The 23049-nt window shown below is 74.0% G+C and carries 22 protein-coding genes and 1 riboswitch; of the genes, 8 read left to right on the top strand and 14 right to left on the bottom strand.

Going from position 1 to position 23049, the window contains the following annotated elements:
• Positions 1 to 100: 100 nt before the first annotated feature.
• The 3 genes from ACIRPH_RS18405 to thrC form a co-directional block, all read right to left on the bottom strand.
• A complete protein-coding gene (locus ACIRPH_RS18405; RefSeq protein ID WP_402915819.1) occupies positions 101 to 700 on the bottom strand; it encodes a PadR family transcriptional regulator in 600 nt (199 codons plus the stop codon).
• Between the two features lie 249 nt (positions 701 to 949).
• Complete coding sequence (locus ACIRPH_RS18400) at positions 950 to 1228, bottom strand: ubiquitin-like small modifier protein 1 (protein WP_267947919.1); 279 nt, start codon at positions 1226 to 1228, stop codon at positions 950 to 952.
• A gap of 80 nt (positions 1229 to 1308) precedes the next feature.
• Complete coding sequence (gene thrC, locus ACIRPH_RS18395) at positions 1309 to 2568, bottom strand: threonine synthase (RefSeq protein WP_402915817.1); 1260 nt, start codon at positions 2566 to 2568, stop codon at positions 1309 to 1311.
• Between the two features lie 13 nt (positions 2569 to 2581).
• Positions 2582 to 2723: riboswitch (SAM riboswitch) on the bottom strand.
• Positions 2724 to 3027: 304 nt separating this feature from the next.
• On the opposite strand from thrC, the gene ACIRPH_RS18390 reads away from it, so the two are divergent.
• Entirely contained in the window at positions 3028 to 4470 is a 1443-nt protein-coding gene (locus ACIRPH_RS18390; protein ID WP_402915815.1) for a trehalose-6-phosphate synthase, read from the top strand.
• A 192-nt stretch (positions 4471 to 4662) separates the two neighbouring features.
• On the opposite strand, the gene ACIRPH_RS18385 is transcribed toward ACIRPH_RS18390, so the two are convergent.
• Both ACIRPH_RS18385 and ACIRPH_RS18380 read right to left on the bottom strand, forming a co-directional pair.
• Entirely contained in the window at positions 4663 to 5262 is a 600-nt protein-coding gene (locus ACIRPH_RS18385) for a GrpB family protein (protein WP_402915813.1), read from the bottom strand.
• 518 nt (positions 5263 to 5780) lie between these two features.
• Entirely contained in the window at positions 5781 to 6947 is a 1167-nt protein-coding gene (locus ACIRPH_RS18380; RefSeq protein WP_402915811.1) for a S8 family serine peptidase, read from the bottom strand.
• Positions 6948 to 7177: 230 nt separating this feature from the next.
• On the opposite strand from ACIRPH_RS18380, the gene ACIRPH_RS18375 reads away from it, so the two are divergent.
• Together ACIRPH_RS18375 and otsB are read left to right on the top strand one after the other, a co-directional pair.
• A complete protein-coding gene (locus ACIRPH_RS18375) occupies positions 7178 to 7462 on the top strand; it encodes a DUF3263 domain-containing protein (RefSeq protein ID WP_267947912.1) in 285 nt (94 codons plus the stop codon).
• A 292-nt stretch (positions 7463 to 7754) separates the two neighbouring features.
• A complete protein-coding gene (gene otsB / locus ACIRPH_RS18370; RefSeq protein WP_402915809.1) occupies positions 7755 to 8582 on the top strand; it encodes a trehalose-phosphatase in 828 nt (275 codons plus the stop codon).
• Here otsB and ACIRPH_RS18365 read toward each other — a convergent pair.
• Positions 8551 to 9582, bottom strand: a complete 1032-nt coding sequence (locus tag ACIRPH_RS18365) for a serine hydrolase domain-containing protein (protein WP_402915807.1) — start codon at positions 9580 to 9582, stop codon at positions 8551 to 8553. The two genes, otsB and ACIRPH_RS18365, sit on opposite strands and share 32 nt — an antisense overlap.
• A 210-nt stretch (positions 9583 to 9792) precedes the next feature.
• On the opposite strand from ACIRPH_RS18365, the gene argJ reads away from it, so the two are divergent.
• Positions 9793 to 10953: a bifunctional glutamate N-acetyltransferase/amino-acid acetyltransferase ArgJ gene (argJ, locus tag ACIRPH_RS18360; protein ID WP_402915805.1), complete on the top strand. Its 1161-nt coding sequence runs from the start codon at positions 9793 to 9795 to the stop codon at positions 10951 to 10953.
• A gap of 242 nt (positions 10954 to 11195) precedes the next feature.
• Here argJ and ACIRPH_RS18355 read toward each other — a convergent pair whose 3' ends face one another.
• Positions 11196 to 12794, bottom strand: coding sequence for an MFS transporter (locus tag ACIRPH_RS18355; RefSeq protein WP_402915803.1), 1599 nt, complete (start codon positions 12792 to 12794; stop codon positions 11196 to 11198).
• 146 nt (positions 12795 to 12940) lie between these two features.
• On the opposite strand from ACIRPH_RS18355, the gene ACIRPH_RS18350 reads away from it, so the two are divergent.
• Entirely contained in the window at positions 12941 to 13603 is a 663-nt protein-coding gene (locus tag ACIRPH_RS18350) for a TetR/AcrR family transcriptional regulator (RefSeq protein ID WP_402915801.1), read from the top strand.
• Positions 13604 to 13774: 171 nt separating this feature from the next.
• On the opposite strand, the gene ptsP is transcribed toward ACIRPH_RS18350, so the two are convergent.
• The 6 genes from ptsP to ACIRPH_RS18320 form a co-directional block, all read right to left on the bottom strand.
• Entirely contained in the window at positions 13775 to 15475 is a 1701-nt protein-coding gene (gene ptsP, locus ACIRPH_RS18345; RefSeq protein ID WP_402915799.1) for a phosphoenolpyruvate--protein phosphotransferase, read from the bottom strand.
• A gap of 527 nt (positions 15476 to 16002) precedes the next feature.
• Positions 16003 to 17043, bottom strand: coding sequence for a zinc-dependent dehydrogenase (locus tag ACIRPH_RS18340; RefSeq protein ID WP_402915797.1), 1041 nt, complete (start codon positions 17041 to 17043; stop codon positions 16003 to 16005).
• A 110-nt stretch (positions 17044 to 17153) separates the two neighbouring features.
• Positions 17154 to 17597, bottom strand: coding sequence for a PTS sugar transporter subunit IIA (locus tag ACIRPH_RS18335; protein WP_402915795.1), 444 nt, complete (start codon positions 17595 to 17597; stop codon positions 17154 to 17156).
• Complete coding sequence (locus tag ACIRPH_RS18330; RefSeq protein WP_267947903.1) at positions 17587 to 17895, bottom strand: PTS lactose transporter subunit IIB; 309 nt, start codon at positions 17893 to 17895, stop codon at positions 17587 to 17589. The genes ACIRPH_RS18335 and ACIRPH_RS18330 overlap by 11 nt, the downstream gene beginning before the upstream one ends.
• On the bottom strand, positions 17892 to 19001 hold the full coding sequence (gene mtlA / locus ACIRPH_RS18325; protein WP_402915793.1) for a mannitol-specific PTS transporter subunit IIC: 1110 nt from the start codon (positions 18999 to 19001) through the stop codon (positions 17892 to 17894). Before mtlA ends, ACIRPH_RS18330 begins: the two co-directional genes overlap by 4 nt.
• Before the next feature lie 145 nt (positions 19002 to 19146).
• Entirely contained in the window at positions 19147 to 19908 is a 762-nt protein-coding gene (locus ACIRPH_RS18320; protein ID WP_267947901.1) for a DeoR/GlpR family DNA-binding transcription regulator, read from the bottom strand.
• Positions 19909 to 20243: 335 nt separating this feature from the next.
• Here ACIRPH_RS18320 and pfkB point away from each other — a divergent pair, with 335 nt between their 5' ends.
• The 3 genes from pfkB to ACIRPH_RS18305 all read left to right on the top strand — a co-directional run bounded on the left by pfkB (position 20244) and on the right by ACIRPH_RS18305 (position 21876).
• Positions 20244 to 21185, top strand: a complete 942-nt coding sequence (gene pfkB, locus ACIRPH_RS18315; RefSeq protein ID WP_402915790.1) for a 1-phosphofructokinase — start codon at positions 20244 to 20246, stop codon at positions 21183 to 21185.
• 63 nt (positions 21186 to 21248) lie between these two features.
• A complete protein-coding gene (locus ACIRPH_RS18310; RefSeq protein ID WP_267947899.1) occupies positions 21249 to 21518 on the top strand; it encodes an HPr family phosphocarrier protein in 270 nt (89 codons plus the stop codon).
• A gap of 157 nt (positions 21519 to 21675) precedes the next feature.
• Positions 21676 to 21876 carry a hypothetical protein gene (locus ACIRPH_RS18305; protein ID WP_402915788.1) on the top strand — a complete coding sequence of 67 codons (201 nt, stop codon included), beginning with the start codon at positions 21676 to 21678 and terminating at the stop codon, positions 21874 to 21876.
• A gap of 33 nt (positions 21877 to 21909) precedes the next feature.
• Here the strand turns inward: ACIRPH_RS18305 and ACIRPH_RS18300 are convergent, their stop codons facing one another.
• Positions 21910 to 23019 (bottom strand): protein-L-isoaspartate(D-aspartate) O-methyltransferase, encoded by a 1110-nt coding sequence (locus tag ACIRPH_RS18300; RefSeq protein WP_402915786.1) that lies wholly within the window; start codon positions 23017 to 23019, stop codon positions 21910 to 21912.
• Between the last annotated feature and the right edge of the window lie 30 nt (positions 23020 to 23049).

Here is a 23049-nt window from a genome sequence, read left to right as displayed (position 1 = left end):
CGGAAGGCACGGAGGCACGACGGCCACGGAACGTCCGGGCACGGTCGGCCACGGGAACGGCGCGCGAGCGGGTCGGCGTACGGGGCCGGGCGGCCGGGGGTCAGACGTCGTCGCGTACCGGCGGCAGCCCGAAGGCGCGGGGGCTGTCGTCGGCCATCGTGTACTTCCCGGCCTCCAGCGAGGCGATCAGCCGACGGGTCCACTCCGCGCCGGCGTCCATGGTGAGCCGCCACAGCGTGAACAGCTCGCGCACGTGCGGCGGCTTGCCCCACTCGGCGTCCGTGGCCCGGACCGCGTCGCCCAGCCCCGGGGACGCCTCCTCCAGGGCGGTGAGCCGCTCCTTGAGCAGCCCGACCGCCTCCGCGCGCGGCAGCGAGGTCATCAGGGTGATCCCGGCGCACAGCAGGCCGTGGTCGTCACCGGTGTGGCGCAGGGCCTCGCCCATCAGCCGGCGGAGTTCGGCCTCCCCCTCGTCGGTGAGCGCGTAGGAGGTGCGGCCCACCTCCTCGTCGCCGGGGGCGGTGAACTCCCGCAGCCTTCCCTCGGAGGTGAGCTTGTTGAGCGCGTGGTAGATGGACCCCCACTTGACGTTGGCCCAGTCCTTGGCGCCCCAGGACATGAGTTCGCGGCCCACCCGGTACCCGTGGGTCCCCCCGTGGATCCGCACCGCGCCCAGCACCAGCAGCCTCGTCGCCGACATCGCCGTCCTCACTCGTCTCCCTGCCCCCAGAATACGAGGCGGGGCGCGCCCGGCCCCTCCCGGTGCTCCCGCCCCGGCGGACGGACCGGGCGCGGGCGCGGGGCACGAACGGCCGACCGCGACCGGCGGGCGCAGGGAGGACCCGGACACGCCGCGAGGGGGCGGCCCCTCCCCCGCGCGTCACGGCGGGACGGGCCGCCCCCTCGCGGGCGGTGGCGGGCGGCGCCGGGACGGCGCCCGGCGGACCGGTCAGCAGCCCCCGGCGACGGCCGGGATGATGGAGACCTTGGCGCCGTCGGCGATCTCGGTCTGGAGGCCCTTCTCGAAGCGCACGTCCTCGTCGCCGACGTACACGTTGACGAAGCGGCGCACCTTGCCGTTGTCGTCGAGGATGCGGGCGCGGATGCCCGGGTAGTTGGCCTCCAGGTCGTCCAGGAGTTCGGCGAGGGTGCTGCCCTTCGCCTCGACCTCGGAGGCGTCGTCGGTGTAGGTGCGCAGGATGGTGGGGACACGGACGCTGGCGCTCATGGCGGTGTTCTTCCTTCTGGTGTGGGTCGGCGGGCCGTCGTACGGCCCCGCCGGGAGGGACTGTGCTCGCGGGGCGGCGGTCAGGCGAGGCCCGCGTCGGCGAACGCGCTCAGGGACGGCTTGATCGTGGCCGTCACGCCGGCGTCCACCGCGTTGAGGGTCTTGAGCCCGTCCCCGGTGTTGAGCACCACGGTCCGCGCCTTCGGGTCGAGCCTGCCCTCGCGCACCAGCTTGCGGAGCACGCCCGTGGTGACGCCGCCCGCCGTCTCGGCGAAGACGCCCTCGGTGCGGGCGAGGAGCTTGATGGCGTCGACGATCTCGTCGTCGCCCACGTGCTCCACGGAGCCGCCGGTGCGCTGGGCGATGTCGAGCACGTACGGGCCGTCCGCCGGGTTGCCGATCGCCAGCGACTTGGCGATGGTGTCGGGCTTGACCGGCTGGATGACGTCGATGCCCTTCTCCCAGGCCTGCGCGACCGGGGAGCAGCCCGTGGCCTGGGCGCCGAAGATCCGGTACGGGCGGTCCTCGACCAGGCCGAGCCCGATCAGCTCCTGGAAGCCCTTGTCGATCTTGGTGAGCTGGGAGCCGGAGGCGATCGGGACGACGATCTGCTCCGGCAGCTGCCAGCCGAGCTGCTCGGCGATCTCGTAGGCCAGCGTCTTGGAGCCCTCGCCGTAGTAGGGGCGCAGGTTGACGTTGACGAACCCCCAGCCCTCGCCGGCCGGGTCTCCGATGAGCTCGGAGCAGAAGCGGTTGACGTCGTCGTAGTTGCCGTCGATGGCGACGACCTTGCCCCCGTAGACGGCGGCCATGACGACCTTGGCCTCCTCCAGCCCCGCGGGGATGAACACGCAGGACTCGAACCCGGCGCGCGCGGCGGCGGCGCCGACCGCGCCGGCCAGGTTGCCCGTGGAGGAGCAGGACAGGGTGGTGAAGCCGAAGGTGCGCGCCGCCTCGACCGCGATGGCGACCACGCGGTCCTTGAAGGAGTGCGTGGGGTTGCCGGAGTCGTCCTTGACGTACAGGGAGTCGATGCCCAGCTCGGCGGCGAGGCGGTCGGCCTTCACCAGCGGGGTCAGGCCGGGGGCCATGTTGGGCAGCTCGGCCACGTTGTCCGGGACCGGGAGGAGGGAGCGGTAGCGCCAGATGCTGTTGGGGCCGCTCTCGATGTCGGCGCGGGTGACGTCCCCGAACTCGTAGGCCACCTCCAGGGGGCCGAAGCAGAACTCGCAGGCGAACTTGGGGGTGAGTTCGTAGCGCCGGCCGCATTCGCGACAGGAGAGCGCGGTTCCGGGGCCGAAGGCGCGGACGGAGGTGGGTTCGGCGGCAGTGATCGCCATAGCGAGGCGTCTCCCCTCATCTTCCCTGGCGGACACCTTGTCCCCAGGCCGGAGTTGGCACCTGCCCCAGCCGCCTCACGGGTTCGTGAGTAGTGCGTGCTGGGATGGTTGCCGGGGCTTCGCAGGGCCGGTCCCTCCACCCCTCTGGATGAGCAATATGAAGTTGTGGGCGGTCCTGTCGGATCCGCACGGTCACTGTAACGGACTCGTCGTCCGGTTTTCCACGGCTGGTGATCCGGGTAACACGAACCCGCTCACATGCTGAGACGCCGCCGGTCGGCGCTCCGGGGGCGCGCGTGCCGTGTTTCGGGGGCGTGACGCCCGGCACCGTCGGGCCCCGAGGGGTTTGGGGCGGCTGTCGACCGGCGAGACATAGGGTGCGATCCGCTTCCGCGCAGGCCGCGTCCGACCGCCCCGTCGGCGGCGACGGCCCATCCGCACCTTCGAGAGGACGACCACGTGGACAAGGACAAGGCCCAGATCCTCATCGCCTCCAACCGGGGGCCGGTGTCCTTCTCCACCGGCGACGACGGTTCGCTGGAACAGCGCCGGGGCGGGGGAGGTCTCGTGTCCGGCATGATCTCCGTCGCCACGGAGATCGACAGCCTCTGGGTGTGCGCCGCCCTGTCCGACACCGACAGGAGGGCGGCCGAGGAGGCGCCCGGGGCCCGGCTGGACCGCGCGCACGACCTCGACGGCATGCGGGTCCACATGCTGGACATCCCCGAGCGGACCTTCCAGGGCGCCTACACCGGGGTCGCCAACTCGACCCTGTGGTTCGTGCAGCACATGCTGTACGACATCCCGAACAAGCCCTCGTTCGGCTCGGAGTTCCGGCGGCAGTGGGACGACTACACCGCCTACAACAACGCGTTCGCCGAGGCCCTGGTCTCCGGCGCCGCGGACGGCGCCCGCGTGGCCGTGCAGGACTACCACCTGGCGCTGGTGCCGCGCATCCTGCGCGCCCGCCGCCCCGACCTGCGCATCGCGCACTTCTCCCACACGCCGTGGGCGCCGCCGGAGTACTTCCGGATGCTGCCCGAGCACGTCGCCCGCGAGCTGCTGGAGGGCATGCTCGGCGCGGACCGGCTCGGTTTCCTGAGCCCCCGCTGGGCGGACGCGTTCCTGCGCTGCTGCGCGGAGATCCTGCGCGCGGAGGTGGACTTCGCGCGGCGCACCGTGGAGTACGGCGGCCGGCTGGTCGGCGTGGGCGTGCACGCGCTCGGCGCGGACGAGGAGGGGCTGCGCGCGAGCGCCGCCGAGCCGGCCGTGGCCGCGCGCGGCGAGACCCTGCGGGAGGCCGTCGGCGACACCCGGCTCATCGTGCGGGTGGACCGCACCGAGCTGTCCAAGAACATCGTGCGCGGGCTGGAGGCGTACCGGGAGCTGCTGACCTCCCACCCGGAGTGGCGCGGCCGGGTGACGCACCTGGCGTTCGCCTACCCGAGCCGCGGGGACGTGCCCGAGTACCGCGAGTACACCGACGCGGTGCTGCGGACCGCCAAGGAGATCAACGAGGAGTTCGCGACCCCCGAGTGGACGCCCCTGGTGCTGGAGGTCAACGACGACTACCCGCGGTCGCTGGCGTCGTTCCGTATGGCCGACGTCCTGCTGGTCAACCCGACCCGGGACGGCATGAACCTGGTGGCCAAGGAGGGGCCGGTGCTGTCGGAGCGCGACGCGGTGCTGGTGCTCTCGCGCGAGGCGGGCGCCGCCGACGAGCTGGGGCGGCACGCCCTGCTGGTCAACCCCTACGACACGCTGGAGACCGCGGAGGCGCTGCACCGCGCCCTGTCGATGCCCGAGGAGGAGCGCCGCAAGCGCCGGGAGGGGCTGGTGGAGGCCGCCGTGGCCCTGCCGCCGCGCCGGTGGTTCCAGGACCAGCTGCGGTCCCTGGACTGACCGGGGGCGGCGGGCGGGCCGACCGCCCCGGGCCGGACGGCGCGGGTCCCGGGGCGCGGATGCCCGACGGGGCCCGCCGGACGCCCGCGCCGGAACCCGTCGTCGGGTCCCCGGGGCAGACCGGAGGGGGCCGGGCCCACCGGAGGGGCCGGCGGGGCGCCCCGCACGGGTGCGCGCCCCGCGTCGCGCGGATCAGTCGACCGGGGACGCCGTCCGCCGCGCCCGCGCCTCGGCGAGGAGCTGCTCCACGACGGCGGTCTTGGCGTCGGAGTAGTCCTGGATGCGGTCCCAGGTGCGCTCGGCCAGCTCGCGCTTGACGGCGGTGTAGCGCTCGCGCGCGTCGGCGTCGGCGACGAGGTGGTCCCGGAAGAGGCGCATCCGCTCCACCTCCTCGCAGCCCTCCCCGAACACGTGCAGGTTGAGGTTGATGTCCGGCCCCTTGAGGACCCGGTGCTCGTACCAGTCGGGCTCCCTGATCACCACGGAGTAGCCGGCGGCCAGCAGGTCGGGCAGGTAGGAGGGCTCGTCGGCGGGGTCCGCGACGACCAGCAGCAGGTCGACGCACGGCTTCGCGGCCATGCCGGGGACCGCGGTCGATCCGACGTGCTCGAAGAGGAGCACGCGGTCGCCGAGGGCCGCGCGGACCTTCTCCGACTCGCGTTTGAACAGGTAGGGCCATTTGGCGTCGTACTGGGAGATGTGGACGCGGCCGTTGACGAGGTTGCGGGAGTCGGGGGATGCGACCGGCGGAGCACCTCGTGAGGGCAACGGCGATGCTTCGAGGGGAGACATTCTCCAAAGCCTTGTCCCCCTGGGAGCCCGCGTCAAGAGCGTCCGAGCGTGCTTACATATGCACGCGCAGACGTCACATCACGGGCTGTGGGCCGGGTGTGACGAGACGCGACGCTTCTCGTCCCCGGAGGGCCGGAAGGGCCTTCCGGCAAGGCTTCGCGGGGGCCGATCGCGGGCCCGGGACCCGGATCCGGCACGGCCCTTCGCGCACCGCCCGGCGGGGGGCGGCGGCGGGCGGAGGACGGCGTCCACCGGTCCGTGCGGGGTCGCGCGGCCCGGGGGCGCACCGCACGGCGGACCGCGCCCGTGCACTCACGGAGGCCGCCTCCCGCCTCCCGGGGGGGGCGCACCGCACAACGGACACCGCACGTGCGCTCACGGAGGCCGCCTCCCGCCACGGGGACGCACCGCACGGCGGGCACCGCCGCCCGCCCCGGGGGCGCGTCACGCGCGAACGGAGCCGCACACAGCGGCGCCCGCCCCCGTGCGGGGGCGGGCGCGGCGGGCGGCGGCCCGGATCAGTTGCCGCGCGTCTTGCGGCGGCGGCCGCCCCTCGGCTTGCGGCGACTCGCGGGACCGGCCTCGGCGGCCCGCTCGGCGGCGATCTGCTCGTCCTCCTCGCGGCGCTCGGCCTCCACCCCGTAGGGGTCGGCCGTGCTGCGGCGGATCCACACGACCAGCAGGACGATCCCGAGGATCACGACGGCGCCGACGGTGACGAACCACGCCCAGACGGGCACGCCCCCGGACCGCTCCCCCTCGTTCACGAGGTCCTCGTCGATGAGGGGGATGTCCTGCGCGGTCCCGGCCGCCTGCGTCTGCGCGCTGGGCAGGTGCAGGGCGGGCAGCCCTCCGGGCCCCTGCTGGGCGCCCTCGACCATGGCCTCGCGGACCTGTTCGGGGCGCAGCTGCGGGAAGTCCGCGCGCAGGAGCGCGGCCGCGCCGGCCGCCATGGCGGCGGCGTACGGGGTACCGGTCACCTGGACCTGTCCCATGTCGGGCCCGGCGGTCTCCAGGTCGGCCCCGGGGGCCGTCAGCCCGACGCCCGCGGCCTCCGGCGAGCCCGGGATGAGCTCGCCGCTCTCGGCGGTGCCGGCGACCGTGAGGACGTTCGCGTCGTCACGGCCCCCGGCCGGGCCCACGACCAGGGCGCCGTTGCGGACCGCGTCCTGGGTGGCGCCGGTCAGGTCCACCGACTCGTCGGTCTCCGGGAGCAGGATGACCTGGGCGCCCTCCTCCGCGGCGAAGCGGATGGCGGCGGGCAGCTCGTTCCCGGTGGGCAGCACCAGGAGCTCGGCGGCGGGCGCCACCCCCAGCACGCCGCCGTCGGCGTCCATGCCGTGGCCGTGCCCCGCGACCAGGGCGGCGGCGCCGCTGCCCGCGTCCTGGTCGCCGCCTTCCCCGAATTGCGTGTCGACCGTGACGTTGTCCACCAGGTCGGGGTGGTCCTCGTAGACGGCGATCCCGGGCAGCGCCACGGTGATGCCCTGGCCCTGGGTCTCCTCCCAGAGCTCCTGGGCCCCGATCGCCTGGAGGCCCCACTGCTCCGGGCTCAGGTCCGGTTGGCCCTCGGCCGCGGCGGGGACCGCCGTCAGGCCGAGGACGGCGACGGCCGCGCAGGCCGCGGCGGTCCCACCAAGAACATGGCGTGTGTGTGTCCTGTCACGACTGTTGCCCCCGAGCACGTCTGGCTCCCTCGAACGATGCGGTCGACGTTCCACCCGGCCCTCCCCGGACCTCCCCAATCCTGTCATGGGCACAGGATTCAGGCGTGGACAAGTGACCTCAGGGGTAGAGAACGTAACTGTATCCCTGCTGCCAGTCCTGCGTTTTCGGGTCCGCATACGGCATGTCGAGTCGCTAGCATGAGTCGCGCCGATCCGGACAAACCAATTTCCCGTCCAGGGGGTGTCCCATGCCGAATATCGGTCCGACCGGAGACGGTCAGTCGGCCCTCGCCGAACGCGAACAGCGCATCCTCGCCTTTGAACGCCAGTGGTGGAAGTTCGAGGGCTCCAAGGAGCAGGCGATCCGTGACGAGTTCGGGTTCTCAGCGACCCGTTACTACCAACTGCTGAACGGGCTGGTGGAGCGTCCCGAGGCCCTGGCGTTCGACCCGATGACGGTCAAGCGCCTGCGCCGGCTGCGCGCCGACCGCCGCCGGCAGCGCAACGCACGCCAGCTGGGCATCCAGCTCTGACCCCCTTCCGCCCTCTCTTTTCGGTCGCGTGAACGCGGTACCCGCCCGGGGCGACGATCTCACCCCGCGGACGGCGTTCTCCACCGGATCCCCCGGGCGTGTCGCGCGGGCCGACCCCGGCGCGCCGCCCCTCCCCTATCGGGGACGCCGACCGCCGCCGGGGACCCCGCCGCAGGGCGGGCGCCCGTCCGCGCGGCCCCGGTCGGGACGGAGCGCACGGGCGGTCCGGCGCTCCACCCGCCATGACCCGCCCGCCCCGCCCTGGTGCGCGGCCCCACCGGAAAGGCCCTCCATGACCCTGCCCCGACCGAGCACGGACGCCGGACGCGCCGCGCTCGACGCCCTCGTCGCCGACCCCGCACGCGCCCTGGCCGCCTTCGACTTCGACGGCACGCTCTCACCGATCGTGGACGATCCGCGCGAGTCCGCGCCCTACCCGGGGATCGTGGACACGCTCGCCGACCTGGCCGGGCTGATCGGCTCGGTCGCGATCATCACCGGGCGGCCCGCCGCCGCGGCGGTCGCCATGGGCGGGCTGGAACAGGTTCCCGGCATCACCGTGCTCGGCCACTACGGGGCCGAGCGCTGGGAGGGCGGAGAGGTCCTGGCCGCCGACCCGCCGCCCGGCGTGGCCCTCGTCCGGGAGGAGCTTCCCGGCCTGCTCGCACGGGTGGGCGCGCCGGAGGGCACCTGGATCGAGGACAAGGGCCGGTCGTTGAGCGTGCACACGCGGCGCACCGCCGACCCCGACGGCGCGCTCGCCCTGGTCGCCCCCGCCCTGGCGGAGCTGGCCGAGCGGGCGGACCTCCGGCTGGAGCCGGGGCGGATGGTGGTCGAGCTCCGTCCACAGGGTGTGGACAAGGGCGCGACGCTCACCGCGCTGGTCGAGGAGACCGGTGCGGGCACGGTGCTCTACGCCGGGGACGACCTCGGCGACCTGCCCGCCTTCGCGGCCGTGGCCGCCCTGCGCGGGAAGGGCCTGCCCGGCCTGACCGTGTGCTCCTCCTCGGACGAGGTGACCGCGGTGGCCGAGGCCGCCGACCTGGTCGTGCCCGGTCCCGCCGGACTGGCCGAGCTCCTCGGGGAGCTCACGGCGGCGATCCGTGGGCCTGGGGCGTGAGCGCCGAGCGCGCCGCCGAGCGCAGGTCCCCCAGCCCGACCCGGTCGCGCCCGTAGTGCACGGCGTTGGTGAGCACGCCCACGTACCGGCCGCTCTCCGGGTGCAGGAACAGGCTCGTCCCCGTGAACCCGTTGTGGTGGACCACCCCCTCCGGGGTGATCAGCCAGCCGAGCCCGCGCCACAGGCGCTGGCCGGCGTCGACGTGCGGCTGCCAGCTCTCCCGCACGAACGCCGAGGGCACGGGGCCGGGCCCGCCCCCGTGGAGCCGCAGCACCTCCCGGGCGTACGCGCCCAGGTCGATGGCGGTCGAGAACACGCCCGCGTGCCCCGCCACACCGCCCATCAGCGCCGCCGCCTCGTCGTGCACCACGCCCCAGGCGGGCGCGGCGCCCGGCAGCCGGCGCTCGGTCGGCGCCACGGCCGGTGACCTCGCCAGCGGCCCGTAGGCGGTCGAGCGCATCCCCAGCTCGTCCCACAGGTCGCCGGCGAGCCGGTCCAGGCCGGTGTCGTGGAGGCGTTCCAGGAGCAGGCCGAGCAGGATGAACCCCCGGTCGACGTAGCGGTACCCGGGCTCCTCCAGCGGATCGGCGAGGATGGCCTCGGCCAGGTCCTGGCCGGCGCCCACGTAGCGCTCCAGCCACGTCACCGGGTTGAGCCTGGCCGTGTGGGTGAGGATCTGGCGCGTGGTCACCGCAGCGCCCGGCAGCCCCTCCGCGTCCAGGTATTCGGACATGGGGGCGTCCAGGTCCAGCACCCCCTCGGCGACCGCCCGGCCGACCAGGGGCCAGGTCGCCATCACCTTCGTCAGGCTCGCCACGTCGTAGGCGACGTCCGGAGCGGTGTCGCTCTCGCCGTCGGTCCGCCCCACCGCGACGAACTCCCACATGCCGCCGGTGCCGATGACGGCGGCGCCGCCGGGCAGCCACCCGGCGTCCACCATCACCTTCAGCACTCCGCGGATCCGCGCCCCGGTCTCCGTGAGCCAGTCACCATCACGCACAACACGTCTCCCCCCGGTGTTCTCCCCCTCGGCGGATACCCCGTTATCCGGTCGTTGTCACACGGCCGCCCAAGGGGCACAGGACGAAACCCCTGCAGGTCAGGACCGTAATGCGGTCCCGTGTCCGCGGGGGCGCGGACCGGGGCACGGGGCGCGTCCGACCGCGTCGCCGCGGAGTAGTGTGGCGCCGGAGAAGCCCCGAGGAGGACCATGAGCAGCCAGACCCCCGTACCCGCCGGTTTCCGCGGCGTGGCCGGAAACATCGGGATCAAGGACCCGAAGGACGACTTCTTCGCGGTTGTGTCGGAGGTCCCCGCGAACGTGTCGGCCGTGTTCACCAGGTCCCGGTTCGCCGGGCCGAGCGTGCTGCTCAGCCGAAGGACGGCCGCGGACGGCCGGGCGCGCGGCGTCACCGTGATCGCCCGCAACGCGAACGTGGCCACCGGCCGGGTCGGCGACGACCACGCCCGCGAGCTGCAGGAGGGCGTGGCCCGCGCCGCCGGGGTCGCCCCGGAGGACATCCTGGTCGCGTCGACCGGTGTGATCGGGCGCCCCTACCCGATGGAGAAGGTGCGCGCGCACATCGCGGGGCTGCCCGCGGAGTTCCCCCCGGCGGACCTGGACCGCGCGGCGGGCGCGATGATGACCACCGACACCCACCCCAAGGCCGCCTCCGCCCGGGTGGGCGGCGCCACCGTCACGGGCATCGCCAAGGGCGTCGGCATGATCGAGCCGAACATGGCGACCATGCTGGCCTGGTTCTTCACGGACGCCGAGCTGGAGCAGCCGGTGCTCGACGGGGTGTTCCGCCGGGTGGTGGACCGGACGTTCAACGCGCTGAGCATCGACACCGACACCTCCACCAGCGACTCGGCGGCGGTGTTCGCGAACGGGCTGGCGGGCCCGGTGGACACCGCCGAGTTCGAGGCCGCCCTGTACGGGGTGGCCCTGAAGCTGGTGCGCATGATCGCCTCGGACGGCGAGGGCGCGGGCAAGCTCCTGGAGGTGCGCGTCACCGGTGCGCGCGACGACGCGCAGGCCAAGGTCGTCGCCAAGGCCGTCGTGAACTCGCCCCTGGTCAAGACCGCCGTGCACGGCGCCGACCCGAACTGGGGCCGGGTGGCGATGGCCGTCGGCAAGTGCGAGGAGGAGACCGACATCCTGCCGGAGAACGTGCGGATCGTCTTCGGCGACGTGGAGACCTACCCCGCCGAGCCCTCGGACGAGGTCCTGGAGCGCGCCTCGCAGCACATGAAGGGCGACGAGGTCCTGATCGGCGTCGACCTGGGGATCGGCGGCGGGGAGTTCACCGCCTACGGCTGCGACCTGACCGAGGGCTACATCCGGATCAACGCCGACTACACCACCTGAGCCGGCGGGGCCGGGGGACCGCCCTCCCGGCCCGGCCCGCCAGGGGCACGCACCGCAGGGGCGGGGCACCACAGGGGCGGGGCACCGCAGGCCGGGCCCGGGGGACCGCAGGGGCGGAGCCCCACCGGCCGGGCCCGGGGGACCGCGGTCCCGGCACGCACCGCGGGGCCGGCGCCCGGCGGAGGTCCCGCCGGGCGCCCGCCGTCCCGTGCGCGGCGGGGCCGGGGCCCCGTCGGCCGGGCTCAGATGTGCACGGCCGGGCCGTCGGTCATCCTCCCCGAGCGCATGAGGAGCGACAGCGCCGCCGCCGCCAGCATGACCGCGGCGGCGATGGTGAACGCCAGGTGCAGACCGTCCATGAAGGCGAGGTTGCTGGCCCGGGTGAGGGCGGCCGCGACCTCCGGGGCGGCCCCCTCCGGCAGGACCGCGCCGCCCTGGGCCACGACGCTCTGCATGTCGGCGAGGTCGTCGGCGGAGGGCTCGGCGAGCCCCGCGCCCGCGAAGTGGCCGGGCAGGGTGGAGACGATGGTCGCCGACATGACCGCGCCGAGCACCGCGGTGCCGAGGGAGCCGCCGAGCTGCATGGCGGCCTGCTGCACCGCCGAGGCGACCCCCGCCAGGCGCACGGGCGCGTTGCCGATGATCGCGGCGGTGGCGCCGGTCATGATCAGGCTCAGTCCCGTGCCGAGCAGGACGAAGGCGGCCGACATGTACACCACGCCGGTGTCGGTCTCCAGCCGGGACAGCATGAACATGCCCGCCGAGGCCAGCAGCAGGCCGACCGTCGTGGGCGGACGGGCCCCGACGCGGTCCAGGACCCGTCCGGCGACGGGCGAGGTGACCGCCATGAGCGCGGTCATGGAGATGAGCTGGAGCCCGGTCCGGGCGGGGCTCATGCCCTGGATGCCCTGGAGGTAGAAGGTGATGAAGAACAGCGACCCCATCAGGCTCAGCGCCATGGCCACCGTGAGGAGCGTTCCGATGGAGACCGACGGGTTGGCGAACAGCGCGAGGGGCAGGAGCGGCTGTTCCGGTCTGCGCTCCCAGAGCAGGAAGGCGCCGCCGAAGAGGACCGCGACGGCGAGCGAGGCCAGCGTGACCGGGTGGCCCCAGCCCGCGGCGGGCGCCTCGACGAGGGCCCAGACCAGGGCGAAGATGGCGACGCTGATCAGCACGATGCCCGGGACGTCCATGCGGCTGCCGGGGTCGGTCGCGCGGTTGGCGGCGAGCAGCCACAGGCCGAGGGCCAGGGCGGCGGCGCCGACCGGGACGTTGATGTAGAAGACGGCCTCCCAGCCGAAGGCGTCCACGAGGACGCCGCCGAGGATCGGGCCGCCGGCCGTGGCCGCCCCGATGAGGCTGCCGAAGACGCCGAAGGCCCGGCCCAGCTTGCTGGGCGGGAACCCGGAGCGCAGCAGGCCCATCGCCGAGGGCAGGAGCAGGGCTCCGAAGATCCCTTGCAGGACCCGGAAGACGATGAGCATGGCGACACCCGCGGACAGCGCGATCGCCACGGAGCTGAGCACGAAGCCGACCACGCCCACCAGGTAGGTGTTGCGGTGGCCGAACCGGTCCCCGATCTTGCCCGCGGTGATCAGGAAGACCGCCAGTCCGAGCAGGTAGCCGTGGGTCACCCACTGGAGCTCGGCGAGCGAGGCCCCCAGGCTCGCGCCGATGGCGGGGTTGGCGACGGCCACGATGGTGCCGTCCAGCGCCACCATCATCACCCCGAAGGCGATGGCGACCAGGGTCGCCCAGGGGCTCTCCCGGAGCCGCCCCCGCGGAGCGGGCGGACCCGCGCCCTCCGCTCCCGTCGTCGCCGGTTCCGTCGCCGCCGTCATGTGGCCCCCCGCTCGTCGTCCGTGTGCGAGCGTGATTATGGCAGCGGCTGACAGATTACAGCAACTGCTTTTTGTCAGCGACTGACGTAATCTGGTTCACTGCTGTATCCTCGTGGCGAAGCAACCGACACGCGGGAGGCCGCTCCATGGCCGCGACGAGCGCCGAGCCGTGCCAGACCCCGGCGGAGACCGGGCTGCGCGAGCGCAAGAAGGCCCGGATGCGGGAGTCCCTGCTCGACGCGGGACTGCGGCTCTTCCACGAGCACGGCTACCAGGGGACCACCACGGAGGAGATCGCGGCCTGCGCCGGGGTCTCCCAGCGCACGTTCTTCCGCTACTTCGCCTCCAAGGAGGACGTCGTCCTGGAGGCGGTCGAGGGCGTGGACGAGTACCTGTACAGCGCCCTGCGCTCCCGGCCCGCCGACGAGCCCCCGTTCACGGCCCTGCGCAACGCGATGCACGAGCACTGGGGCTACCTCGACCGCGAGTCCCTGCACATCCAGGGCAGCGCGATGGGCGTCATCACCGGCAACCCCGAGCTGATCGACCTCAACGCGCGCTACTGCCTGAGCAGGCAGCTGCGGCTGGCCGGGGTGATCGGCGAGCGCACCGGCACGGACCCGGACACCGACCCGCGCCCGGGCGTGCTCGCCGCCGTGTTCCTCTCCGTCATCACCAGCGCCCACCAGGCGTGGTGCGGCTCCGGGTCCAAGGACACCGACGACCTGGCCGAGGCGATCCGCGACCGGCTCGCCCTGGTGCCCGAGGTGGTCTGCGGAGCCTGGGAGCCCGACGCCACCGCGACCTGACCCCTCGGCGGCGCCGGGCGCGGCCCGGACACGGGGGCACCGGGCGGCGGATTCCGGCAGGGGCCCGGACCCGGCACGCGGGACCCGGGGCCGTCCGGCCCGGCGGCACACGAGAGCGCCCACGTCCCGGCGGGACGTGGGCGCGTGGGGCTCCGGACCGGTGTCAGCGGGTCAGTCCACGGTCTCCGGGTGGGCGGCCGAACGCACCGCCTCGCGCGCCCGCTCGGCGCTGGAGGCGGCCGTCGCCAGCTCGGCCAGACGGCGGCACTCCCCCTGGCTGTGGCGGGCCAGGGCGTGGCGCACCGCGGGGAGCGCGGGGGCCGACATCGACAGGCTGGTCGCCCCCAGTCCCACCAGCACCAGGGCGAGGAGCGGGTCGGCGGCGGCCTCGCCGCACACGCCCACCGGCCGCCCCGACCTCTCGCCCGCCGCGCCCACGGCGCCGACCAGCGCCAGGAGGGCGGGCTGCCACGGGTCGAGCAGGTCGGGCAGGGTGCCCAGGGTGCGGTCGGCGGCCATCGTGTACTGGGCGAGGTCGTTGGTGCCGATCGACACGAAGTCCACGCGGCTCATCAGCCGGTCGGCGAGCAGCGCCGCACCCGGGACCTCGATCATCACCCCGGCCTCGCGGATCCCGGCCTCGCGCGCCAGCGCCACGAAGTCGGATGCCTCGTCGGGCGTCGACACCATCGGCGCCATCACCCGCACCCGCGCGCCCGTCTCCCGGGACGCGGCGGCGATCGCGGCGAGCTGGTCGGTCAGGAGGCCGGGGTGCACGCGGGAGGTCCGGAACCCCCGCACGCCCAGGGCCGGGTTGTCCTCGTGGCCGGTCTCCACGAACGCCAGAGGCTTGTCCGAGCCCGCGTCCAGGGTCCGCACCGTGACGGTCCGCCCCGAGAACTCCTCGAACAGCCGCGTGTAGGTGTCGGTCTGGGCGGCCACCGTCGGCGGGTCGGCGCGGTCCAGGAACAGGAACTCGGTGCGCAGCAGGCCCACGCCCTCGCTGTCGTGCGCGCCCGCCTCCTTGGGGTCGCCCTCCCCCGCGTTGAGCAGCAGGGCGACGGGGACCCCGTCCTCGGTGCGGCCGGGGCCCGTGGACTCCGCGAGCAGGGCGCGCCGGCGCTCGGTGCGCCGCAGCATCCGGTCGGCCGTCTCGGCGTCGGGCTCGGGCTCGACGGTTCCCGCGTCGCCGTCCAGCGCCACCGGGACCCCGTCGCGCAGGGTCTCGGCCCCGGAGCAGCCGACCACGGCGGGGATGCCGAGCGCGCGGGCCAGGATCACGGTGTGGCTGGTGGGTCCGCCGAGGCGTGTGACGATCCCGAGCACCTGCTCGGGGTCGAGCCGGACGGTGTCGGCGGGGGCGAGGTCATCGGCGACCAGCACGTGCGCGACACCGGGGTCGGGCAGGCCGGGCATCGGAAGGCCGAGGAGCAGGGCGGTCGCGCGGTCGCGGATGTCGGCGAGGTCGGCGGCGCGCTCCGCCAGGTAGCCGCCGGCGGCGAGCATCAGCTCCTGGTAGGCGCCGCACGCGGAGTGCACCGCCCACGCGGCGGGCTCGCCGGCCCCGGCGCGCTCCTCGACCCGCCGCCCCAGCTCGGGGTCGCGTGCCATGAGCGCCAGCGCGCCCAGCACCGCGGCGGCCTCGCCGGTGAGCTGCGCGGCCTGCGCGTCGAGCAGGTCGGCGACCTTCTCCAGGGCCCCGCGGGCGGTGGACGCCTCGGTCCCGGGGTCGCCGGGCTCGGGCCGCTCCGCGGGGAGGGCGGGCGGGTCGGCCATCCGGGCGACCGGCCCGACGGCGACGCCGGGGCTGGCCGGGATGCCCGACAGCCGGGTGGCACCGGCGGTGGGCGAGGGGTGTTCGGTCTGCGCCATGGTCGCTCCGTACGTCGGTGGGCGGTGGGCGGCCCGGGAGGGGGACGGGCCGAGGGATCTGTGCCCCGTATCGCGCCGCGGGACTCCTGAACGGGTGCGGTCGGAGGGCGGGGCGGGTGCGGGCCGGGTCGGGGTGGCTTGGGCCGGGTTGAGGCGGCTTGGGCCGGGCTGGGCTGGTGGGGGTCGGTCGGGGTGGTGCGGGTCGGGTCGGCTGGTCCGGGCGGTGCGGGCCGGACTGGCTGGTTGGGGCGGTGCGGGCCGGCCGGGCCGGTGCGGGGTCAGGGCACCGGAGGGGCCGGGGAGGAGGTCGGGGATCGGGGGCCGGGGGCCGGGGCGCTCCGCCGGGGCGGCGGCTGCCGGGCAGCACGGCGCCGGACGGGCCTTCGGCCCCCCTGTATCAAGCAAACCCCGGAACGGCCGCGCCCGGTAGGGGCTGTGGACAACCCCGCCGGGGCGGCGCCCGGCGGCCCGGCCCCGGGGCGGAGGCCCGTCACCGCCTCCGTCCCGGGTCCGCGCCCGTACACGGCCTACGGCTGGATGGTGACCTTGATGGCGGTGCCGGAGGCGACCGTCTCGATGGCCTTGTGCACGTCCGACAGGGCCATGCGCTCGGTGATCAGGTCGGCCACGGGGACGGCGCCGGACGAGATCAGCTCCAGGGCGCGGCGGTTGTGCTCCGGGCTGGAGCCGTTGGCCCCGAAGATGGAGATCTCCCGGTAGTGCACCAGGTTGGAGTCCAGCTGGATGATCGGCGCGTCCTTGGGCAGGCCGCCGAAGAAGCTGATCCGGCCGCTGCGCGACACCATGCGCAGGGCGTCCTCCTGGGCGCGCCCGGAGGCGGCGGCGGTGATGACCACGTCGGCGCCCCGGCCCCCGGTCAGTTCGAGGACCGTCTCGACCGCGTCGACCTCCTCGCCGCAGATGGTGGCGTCCGGCTGGACGATGTTCGCGGACATGTCGAGGCGGCCGCGGTTGATGTCCACGAGGAACACCTTCGCGGCGCCCTTGGCGCGGGCCAGCCGGACGTGCAGGCAGCCGATCGGGCCGGCGCCCATGACGACGACCGTGTCGCCCTCGCCGACCCCGGCGATCTCCTGGCCGTTGAGCACGCAGGCGAGCGGCTCGGCGACGGAGGCCTCCGCGAGGTCGATGTTCTCGGGCACCCGGTTGACCCCGTCCACGGCCAGGACCGACTCGGGGATGATCATGTACTCGGCGAAGCCGCCGTCGTAGTGGTAGCCCATCGACTCCTGGTTGGAGCACACCGTGAAGCGGCCGTCGGCGCACTCGACGCAGGTCCCGCAGGGGATGGCCGCGATGACCTGGACGCGGTCGCCCTCGGCCCAGCCGCTGACGCCCTCGCCCACCTCCACGATGCGCCCGGCGATCTCGTGGCCGATCACGCGGGGCGGACGGATGTGGTGGTGGCCGTGCCTGGAGATCTTCACGTCCGTGCCGCAGGTGGAGCAGTTGGCGACGGCGATCTTGAGCTGTCCGGGTCCGGCGGTCGGCTCGGGGGCCTGCTCCAGTCGGATGTCACCGGGCGCGTAGAAGCGGGCGACGAGCATGTTCGGGCCTTTCTGGTGGTGCCCCGCCGGGCCGGGTCGCGGCCCGGCGGGTGAAGTGGTGGACTGACCGGCCGGTGGGCCGGCGCGGGGGGCCTCGTGGGTGGGGCCGCTCAACCGCTCCGGCCGGGGCCGAGCAGGTCGATGACCTCGTCCGGGGTGGCGGCGGAGCGCAGGCGCGCCGCCTTCTCCGGGTCGGTGAGGACCCCCGCCAGGGACGAGAGCACACCCAGGTGCTCCTCCCCGGAGGCGGCGATGCCGATGGCCACGTACACGGTGGGCCCGTCCCAGTCGACCCCGTCGGGGAACTGGAGGACGGCCAGCGCGGTCTCCTTGACCAGGGCCCGCCCGGCGTCGGTGCCGTGCGGGATCGCCACGCCCTCGCCCACGAAGGTGGGGACGGACGCCTCGCGTTCGTGCATGGCGGCCACGTAGCCCGGTTCGACGGAGCCCAGCTCGACCAGGAGCGCACCGCACTGGTCGATGGCGTCGGCCTTGTCGGCGGCGACACGGCCCAGGCTCACCGCGTCGGCGGTCAGGGCGAGGTCAGTCGGCAAGGGTCTCCCCGTTCCGGATGGCCTGCTCCAGACGCGCGAAGGCGGGGTCGCCCAGGAACATCTGGAAGCCGACCACGACGGTGTCGGGCACCCGGGTCTTCGCACGCGCGACCAGGCCCGCCTGGCACAGGACGACGTCGGCGGTGTCCGGGATGCGGTCCACCGCGGAGTGCTCGACGGTCACGCCGTGGGGCGAGAGGGTCTTCTTCAGCTGGGAGGTCAGCAGGACGCTGCTCCCCATGCCGGCGTCGCAGGCGACGACGACCTTCTTGATGTCCGACCCCTGGATGCTGCTCATGCTGTGGTCTCCTGGTTCTCTGCAGCGGCCTGCTTGGCCTTCTCCTCCTTCTCCGCCTTCCGCTCGGAGCGGCCGAAGCCGAGCAGGAGCGAGGCGAGGACGAACGAGACGATGGTGGCGGCGACGACACCGGCGAGGACGCCGAGGTGGCCTCCGGGCGGGGTGACGGCCATGAGGGCGATGATGCTGCCGGGCGACGCGGCCGAGACGAGCCCGGCGTCCATGACCATGAAGGTCGCGACACCGGACATGCCGCCGCCGATCACGGCGAGGATCAGCTTCGGCTGGGCGAGGATGTACGGGAAGTAGATCTCGTGGATGCCGCCGAAGAGGTGGATGACGATCGCGCCGGGCGCGGTGGCGCGGCTGACCTTCGGGCCGAAGAGCATGCAGGCCAGGAGGATGCCCAGACCGGGGCCGGGGTTGGCCTCGATGAGGAACTCGATGGCGCTGCCCTCGGCGAGCGCGCGGGCCGAGCCCAGCGGGGTGAAGACGCCGTGGTTGATGGCGTTGTTGAGGAAGAGGACCTTGGCGGGCTCGACGATGATCGACACCAGCGGCAGCAGGCTCATGTCGATGAGGAACTGCACGCCCGCGCCCAGGGCGTCGGCGATGGTGCGGACGACCGGGCCGATGACGTAGGCGCCGAGGATCGCCAGGAGCGCGGCGAGGATGCCCGCGCTGAAGTTGTTGACCAGCATCTCGAAGCCGGCCTTGATGCGCGGCTGGACGACCCGGTCGAACTGCTTCATGAGGAAGGCGGCGAGCGGGCCCATGGCCATCGCGCCCAGGAACATGGGGATGTCGGCGGAGACGATGACGCCCATGGTGGCGGCCGCGCCGACGACGCCGCCCCGCTGCGCGTACACCAGGGTTCCACCGGTGTAGGCGATCAGCAGCGGGAGCAGGAACTTGATCATCGGGTCGACGAGCTGGCCCAGGTACTCGTTGGGCAGCCAGCCGTCGGGGATGAACAGGGCGGTGATGATGCCCCAGGCGATGAACGCGCCGATGTTGGGCATCACCATGCTGGCAAGGAACCCGCCGAAGCGCTGGACGCCGGAGCGCACCGCGGTGAGTCTGCCGCTGCTCTGCTGTGTGGACATGGGGGACCTCCTGGGAGGTTCGACGGGCGGTCTGCCGCGCCGGTGTGGGGAGAAGGTGACGGGGTGGGGCGCCCGGGAGGGGCGGGGCTGCCGGTTCAGGACGGTGAACCGTCGTCCCCGGCGCCTTGCCGGGCGCCCGGTCTGGTCAGACCACCTGGACGCGGGGTCCGGAGGCCTCCAGTTCTTCGGCGAGCCCTGTGGCGAGCCCGGTGTCGGTGATGACCAGGTCGAGGTCCTCGACCGCGGCGAAGCGGGCGAAGTGGTCGTTGCCGACCTTGGTGTGGTCGGCGAGGAGCACCGAGCGCCGTGCGGACTTGATCATGGCGCGCTTGACCTCGGCCTCCGCGGGATCGGGAGTGGTGAGCCCGCGTTCGACGGAGACGCCGTTGCTGGCGATGAAGGCCACGTCCACGTAGGACTCGGCGAGGGACCTCAGTGCCCAGGCGTCGACGGTCGCCTGCGTGCGTGTGCGCAGTCGGCCGCCGAGCAGCATGAGGTTGATGTTGGTGCGCGGAGTGAGCGTCAGCGCTATGGACAGGGAGTTGGTGACGACGGTGAGCTCCCGGTCGGCGGGAAGCTGTTCGGCGAGGCGTCCCGTGGTGGAGCCGGCGTCGAGCAGGATCGCGCCCTCGTCGGGGAGTTCGGCCAGGGCGGCCTTGGCGATGCGCTCCTTCTCCTCTGTCATCACGGAGTCGCGCACATTGAGCGTGGGCTCGAAGCCCAGCCGCTCGACGGGGATCGCGCCACCGTGGACCCTGCGCAGCACACCGTGGCGCTCCAGCGCCGTGAGGTCGCGACGGATGGTCTCGTAGGTCACGTCGAACTCCGCGGCGAGCCCCGTCACGTCGACCCGGCCGTCACGGCGGGCGCGCTCGAGGATCACCTTCTGGCGCTCTTCCGCGTACATGTTGGATCACCTGTGTTTCGGTGTGGTTTTCGTTGAGTTTAATCGTGTTGCCTGGGACACACAAGGGGTACCCCTACCCAATATCCCAGCAATCTCGCCGAAGACCCCTGCCCGGAGCGCGCCGATCGGGCAGCCTGACCAGGGAGAGCGGAGCGTGAACATCTGAGCACCCCCGGAGGCGCCCGGCCCGCGAACCACACATCGGACCCCACGCCCCCGCCTCCGAACCGGAAACCCGGACACAATAGTGTTGACATACACAGACAAACACACATAATCAAAGGCAGTCCCACATCCGGGCCGGGCTGGGCGCGGACACCTCGAAGAGAGAACCGATGATCCTGACCCTCACCCCCAATCCGAGCGTGGACCACACCCTGGAGGTCGAGCGCCTCATACGCGGCGAGGTCCTGCGGGTGTCCGCCACCCGTGCACAGGCGGGCGGCAAGGGCGTCAACGTCGCACGGGCCCTGCGCGTGGCGGGCGTCCCCACGAGGGCCGTCCTCCCCGTGGGCGGAGGCGGCGGCGCCGAACTCGTCACCCTGCTCGGCGACCTGCCCTGCGTCACCGTCCCCATCGCCGGGGAGACCCGGGCCAACGTCGCCGTGACCGAGACCGACGGCACCACCACCAAGCTCAACGCCCCCGGCCCCACCCTGACCCCCGGTGAGACCGACGCGCTCCTGGCCGCCCTGGAGGACGAGCTGTCCGCCGGTCCGGAGTGGGTGGTGGCGAGCGGAAGCCTCCCGGCCGGCGCGCCCGACGACCTGTACGTGCGCGTGGCCGAACTCGCCGCCTCCTACGGGGTGGCGCTGGCCCTGGACACCTCGGGCAAGCCCCTGGAGGCGGCGGCCCGCGCCGGGTCGGTGGCGCTGCTCAAACCCAACCACGAGGAGCTGGCCGGGCTCATCGGGCGGGAGCTGCCGACGGTCGGCGACGTCGTCGGCGCCGCACGCGAGGTCCTGGAGTGGGGCAACCGCTCCGCCCTGGTGACGCTGGGGGGCCACGGTGCGATACTCGTGGACCCCGAGAACACGTGGTGGGCGCGCGGCCCCGAGGTCCGCACGCGCAGCACGGTCGGCGCGGGCGACTGCTCCCTCGCCGGGTTCCTGGGCGCGGGCGGCTCCCCCGTCGAGCGGCTGCGGCACGCCGTGGCCTGGGGCACCGCCGCGGTGTCCCTGCCCGGAACGACCGTCCCCTCCCCCGGGGACGTGGCCTCCGACTCGATCACCGTGGTCGCCGACCCCGACCCCCTGTCGCCCGTCGACCAGCTCTGACGTTCCGAAACCGTGAACAGGCCGGGCCCTCCCCCGGCCGACGACTACTCCCCGAGGACTGACATGCCCCAGCGCACCGTGGCCATCGGCTCGCCCCAAGGCCTGCACGCACGCCCGGCCTCCCTGTTCGTCCAGGCCGTCAACGCGTCCGGCCTGCCCGTCACCGTCGCCCGCGAGGGCGGCGACCCGGTGGACGCGCGCAGCGTGCTCGCGGTGATGGCGATGGGCGCGAAGCACGGCGAGACCGTGACCCTCGCCGCCGAGGAGTCCGAGACCTCCGACAAGGTCCTGGACGAACTGGTGGAGATGCTGGCCACCGACCTGGACGCCTGACCCGGGTCGGGAACCCGGAGCCCGGCACCGTCGCGAGGCGGTGCCGGGCTCCGGCCTGTCCGGGGTGTCCGGGATGCCCCCGGGTGTCCGGCGGTGCCGCGCCGGAGAGGGCCGGTTCGCCCTGGCCGCGCCCTTCCGCCGGGGCTACGGTTGCGCCATGGACTCCTCGCGTGACGACACCGCCCTCCGCCCCTCCGGGATCTGTCGGCGTGGGCACCACGACTGGAAGCACGACGCCCCCGGGGCGAAGCGGAAGATCTGCACCCGGTGCCGTTCCATGTCGATGACCAACTACTGCGACTGCGCCGAGTGCCAGGCCGCCGACCCGGACGCCGCCGCCGTCGGCCCCGTCTTCTGACCTGGCCCCCGCCCGCGTCCCGGTCGGACTCCGTCAGGGCGCGACGGGGTGGTCCCAGTGGCGGCCGACCGCCTCGCACGACACCCGGTGGAAGTCCCGTCCGGCGTCGGCGTCCAGGGTGAAGGCGTCCAACGGGGGAAGACCGGCTTCCCGGAGCCGCCGGTAGGCGTCCGCCAGTTCTGCGCCCAGGTCGCGGTCGCCGCCGCCGGTCACGGTGCCGTCCGGCCACACGTACGCCCACGCCGGTCCGGCGCCCGTCCACACGATCCGGCCGTGGCCGCCCCGGAAGGGGCGTACCCCGGTGCCCAGGCGCACGCCGGGCAGCATGAGCATGAGCCGGGTCAGCGTTCCCGAGCCGATGAGCTCACCCGAACCGACCGGGAAGCCGGGGGCCTGTGCCGGCGGTCGCCCGAGTCCGGGGAAGGGGAGGTCGCCCGGACGCTGCGTGCGGTCGCGCATGAACGCCGCCTCGCGCACGAACGGCCCCGCCCCGCGCCGCCCGCGCACCGTCAGGGCGGCGATCGGTGTGCTGTGCGCGGCCGGGTGCGGGCTCCAGGGGAGCACGAGCACCGCCCCGTCGGCGGCGGCGGTGAGCCAGGATTGCGGTATGCGGGTCGCCGCGCAGGTGGCGACGACCGCGTCGTAGACCTCGCCCGTGGGCGGCTCGGCGCCGGTGCGCACGGTGACTCCGGTCCCGGTGAGCCGTTCCCTCGCCAGGGCGGCGACCCCGGGGTCGATCTCGACGCTGGTCACCGCGCCCTTCTCCCCCACCAGGGAGGAGAGGATCGCGGCGTTCCAGCCGGTGCCGGTGCCGATCTCCAGTACCCGCGCCCCCTCGCCCACTCCGGCGGCGGTGAGCATGTCCGCCATGACCTGGGGTGCGGAGGAGGACGAGGTCGGTTCGTTGCGCGGGCCGCCCCCGCCGTCGTTGGCCTGGGTGGTGACCGCGTCGGTGCCGTAGACCAGTCGCGCCCACCTGTCGGGGTCCGCGGTCCGGTACAGGGGGAGGCCGGTCGCGTCGGGCCAGACCATGTCGGGGATGAAGCGGTGCCGGGGGTGGGCGGCGAACGCGGCGCGGATCGCCTCGGGGGTGTCGAGGCGTTCCACCAGGGCGGAGTGGAGGGCGTCGAGGTCAGCTGTCACTTCTCTCCCGTTCCCTTGCAGCCGGTGTCC

The sequence above is a fragment of the Nocardiopsis sp. NPDC101807 genome, assembly GCF_044766605.1.
GTDB classification, from domain to species: Bacteria; Actinomycetota; Actinomycetes; order Streptosporangiales; family Streptosporangiaceae; genus Nocardiopsis; species Nocardiopsis tropica.
Note: the sequence above shows the minus strand (reverse complement) of the source record. Positions and strands in the feature narration are given on the sequence as shown.

Bases quoted from the DNA above. Each gene is read 5' to 3' on its own strand.
- ACIRPH_RS18405 (WP_402915819.1), bottom strand. From the start codon at position 700: ATGTCGGCGACGAGGCTGCTGGTGCTGGGCGCGGTGCGGATCCACGGG.
- ACIRPH_RS18400 (WP_267947919.1), bottom strand. From the start codon at position 1,228: ATGAGCGCCAGCGTCCGTGTCCCCACCATCCTGCGCACCTACACCGAC.
- thrC (WP_402915817.1), bottom strand. From the start codon at position 2,568: ATGGCGATCACTGCCGCCGAACCCACCTCCGTCCGCGCCTTCGGCCCC.
- ACIRPH_RS18385 (WP_402915813.1), bottom strand. From the start codon at position 5,262: ATGTCTCCCCTCGAAGCATCGCCGTTGCCCTCACGAGGTGCTCCGCCG.
- ACIRPH_RS18375 (WP_267947912.1), top strand. From the start codon at position 7,178: ATGCCGAATATCGGTCCGACCGGAGACGGTCAGTCGGCCCTCGCCGAA.
- otsB (WP_402915809.1), top strand. From the start codon at position 7,755: ATGACCCTGCCCCGACCGAGCACGGACGCCGGACGCGCCGCGCTCGAC.
- argJ (WP_402915805.1), top strand. From the start codon at position 9,793: ATGAGCAGCCAGACCCCCGTACCCGCCGGTTTCCGCGGCGTGGCCGGA.
- ACIRPH_RS18355 (WP_402915803.1), bottom strand. From the start codon at position 12,794: ATGACGGCGGCGACGGAACCGGCGACGACGGGAGCGGAGGGCGCGGGT.
- ACIRPH_RS18350 (WP_402915801.1), top strand. From the start codon at position 12,941: ATGGCCGCGACGAGCGCCGAGCCGTGCCAGACCCCGGCGGAGACCGGG.
- ptsP (WP_402915799.1), bottom strand. From the start codon at position 15,475: ATGGCGCAGACCGAACACCCCTCGCCCACCGCCGGTGCCACCCGGCTG.
- ACIRPH_RS18340 (WP_402915797.1), bottom strand. From the start codon at position 17,043: ATGCTCGTCGCCCGCTTCTACGCGCCCGGTGACATCCGACTGGAGCAG.
- ACIRPH_RS18330 (WP_267947903.1), bottom strand. From the start codon at position 17,895: ATGAGCAGCATCCAGGGGTCGGACATCAAGAAGGTCGTCGTCGCCTGC.
- mtlA (WP_402915793.1), bottom strand. From the start codon at position 19,001: ATGTCCACACAGCAGAGCAGCGGCAGACTCACCGCGGTGCGCTCCGGC.
- ACIRPH_RS18320 (WP_267947901.1), bottom strand. From the start codon at position 19,908: ATGTACGCGGAAGAGCGCCAGAAGGTGATCCTCGAGCGCGCCCGCCGT.
- pfkB (WP_402915790.1), top strand. From the start codon at position 20,244: ATGATCCTGACCCTCACCCCCAATCCGAGCGTGGACCACACCCTGGAG.
- ACIRPH_RS18310 (WP_267947899.1), top strand. From the start codon at position 21,249: ATGCCCCAGCGCACCGTGGCCATCGGCTCGCCCCAAGGCCTGCACGCA.
- ACIRPH_RS18305 (WP_402915788.1), top strand. From the start codon at position 21,676: ATGGACTCCTCGCGTGACGACACCGCCCTCCGCCCCTCCGGGATCTGT.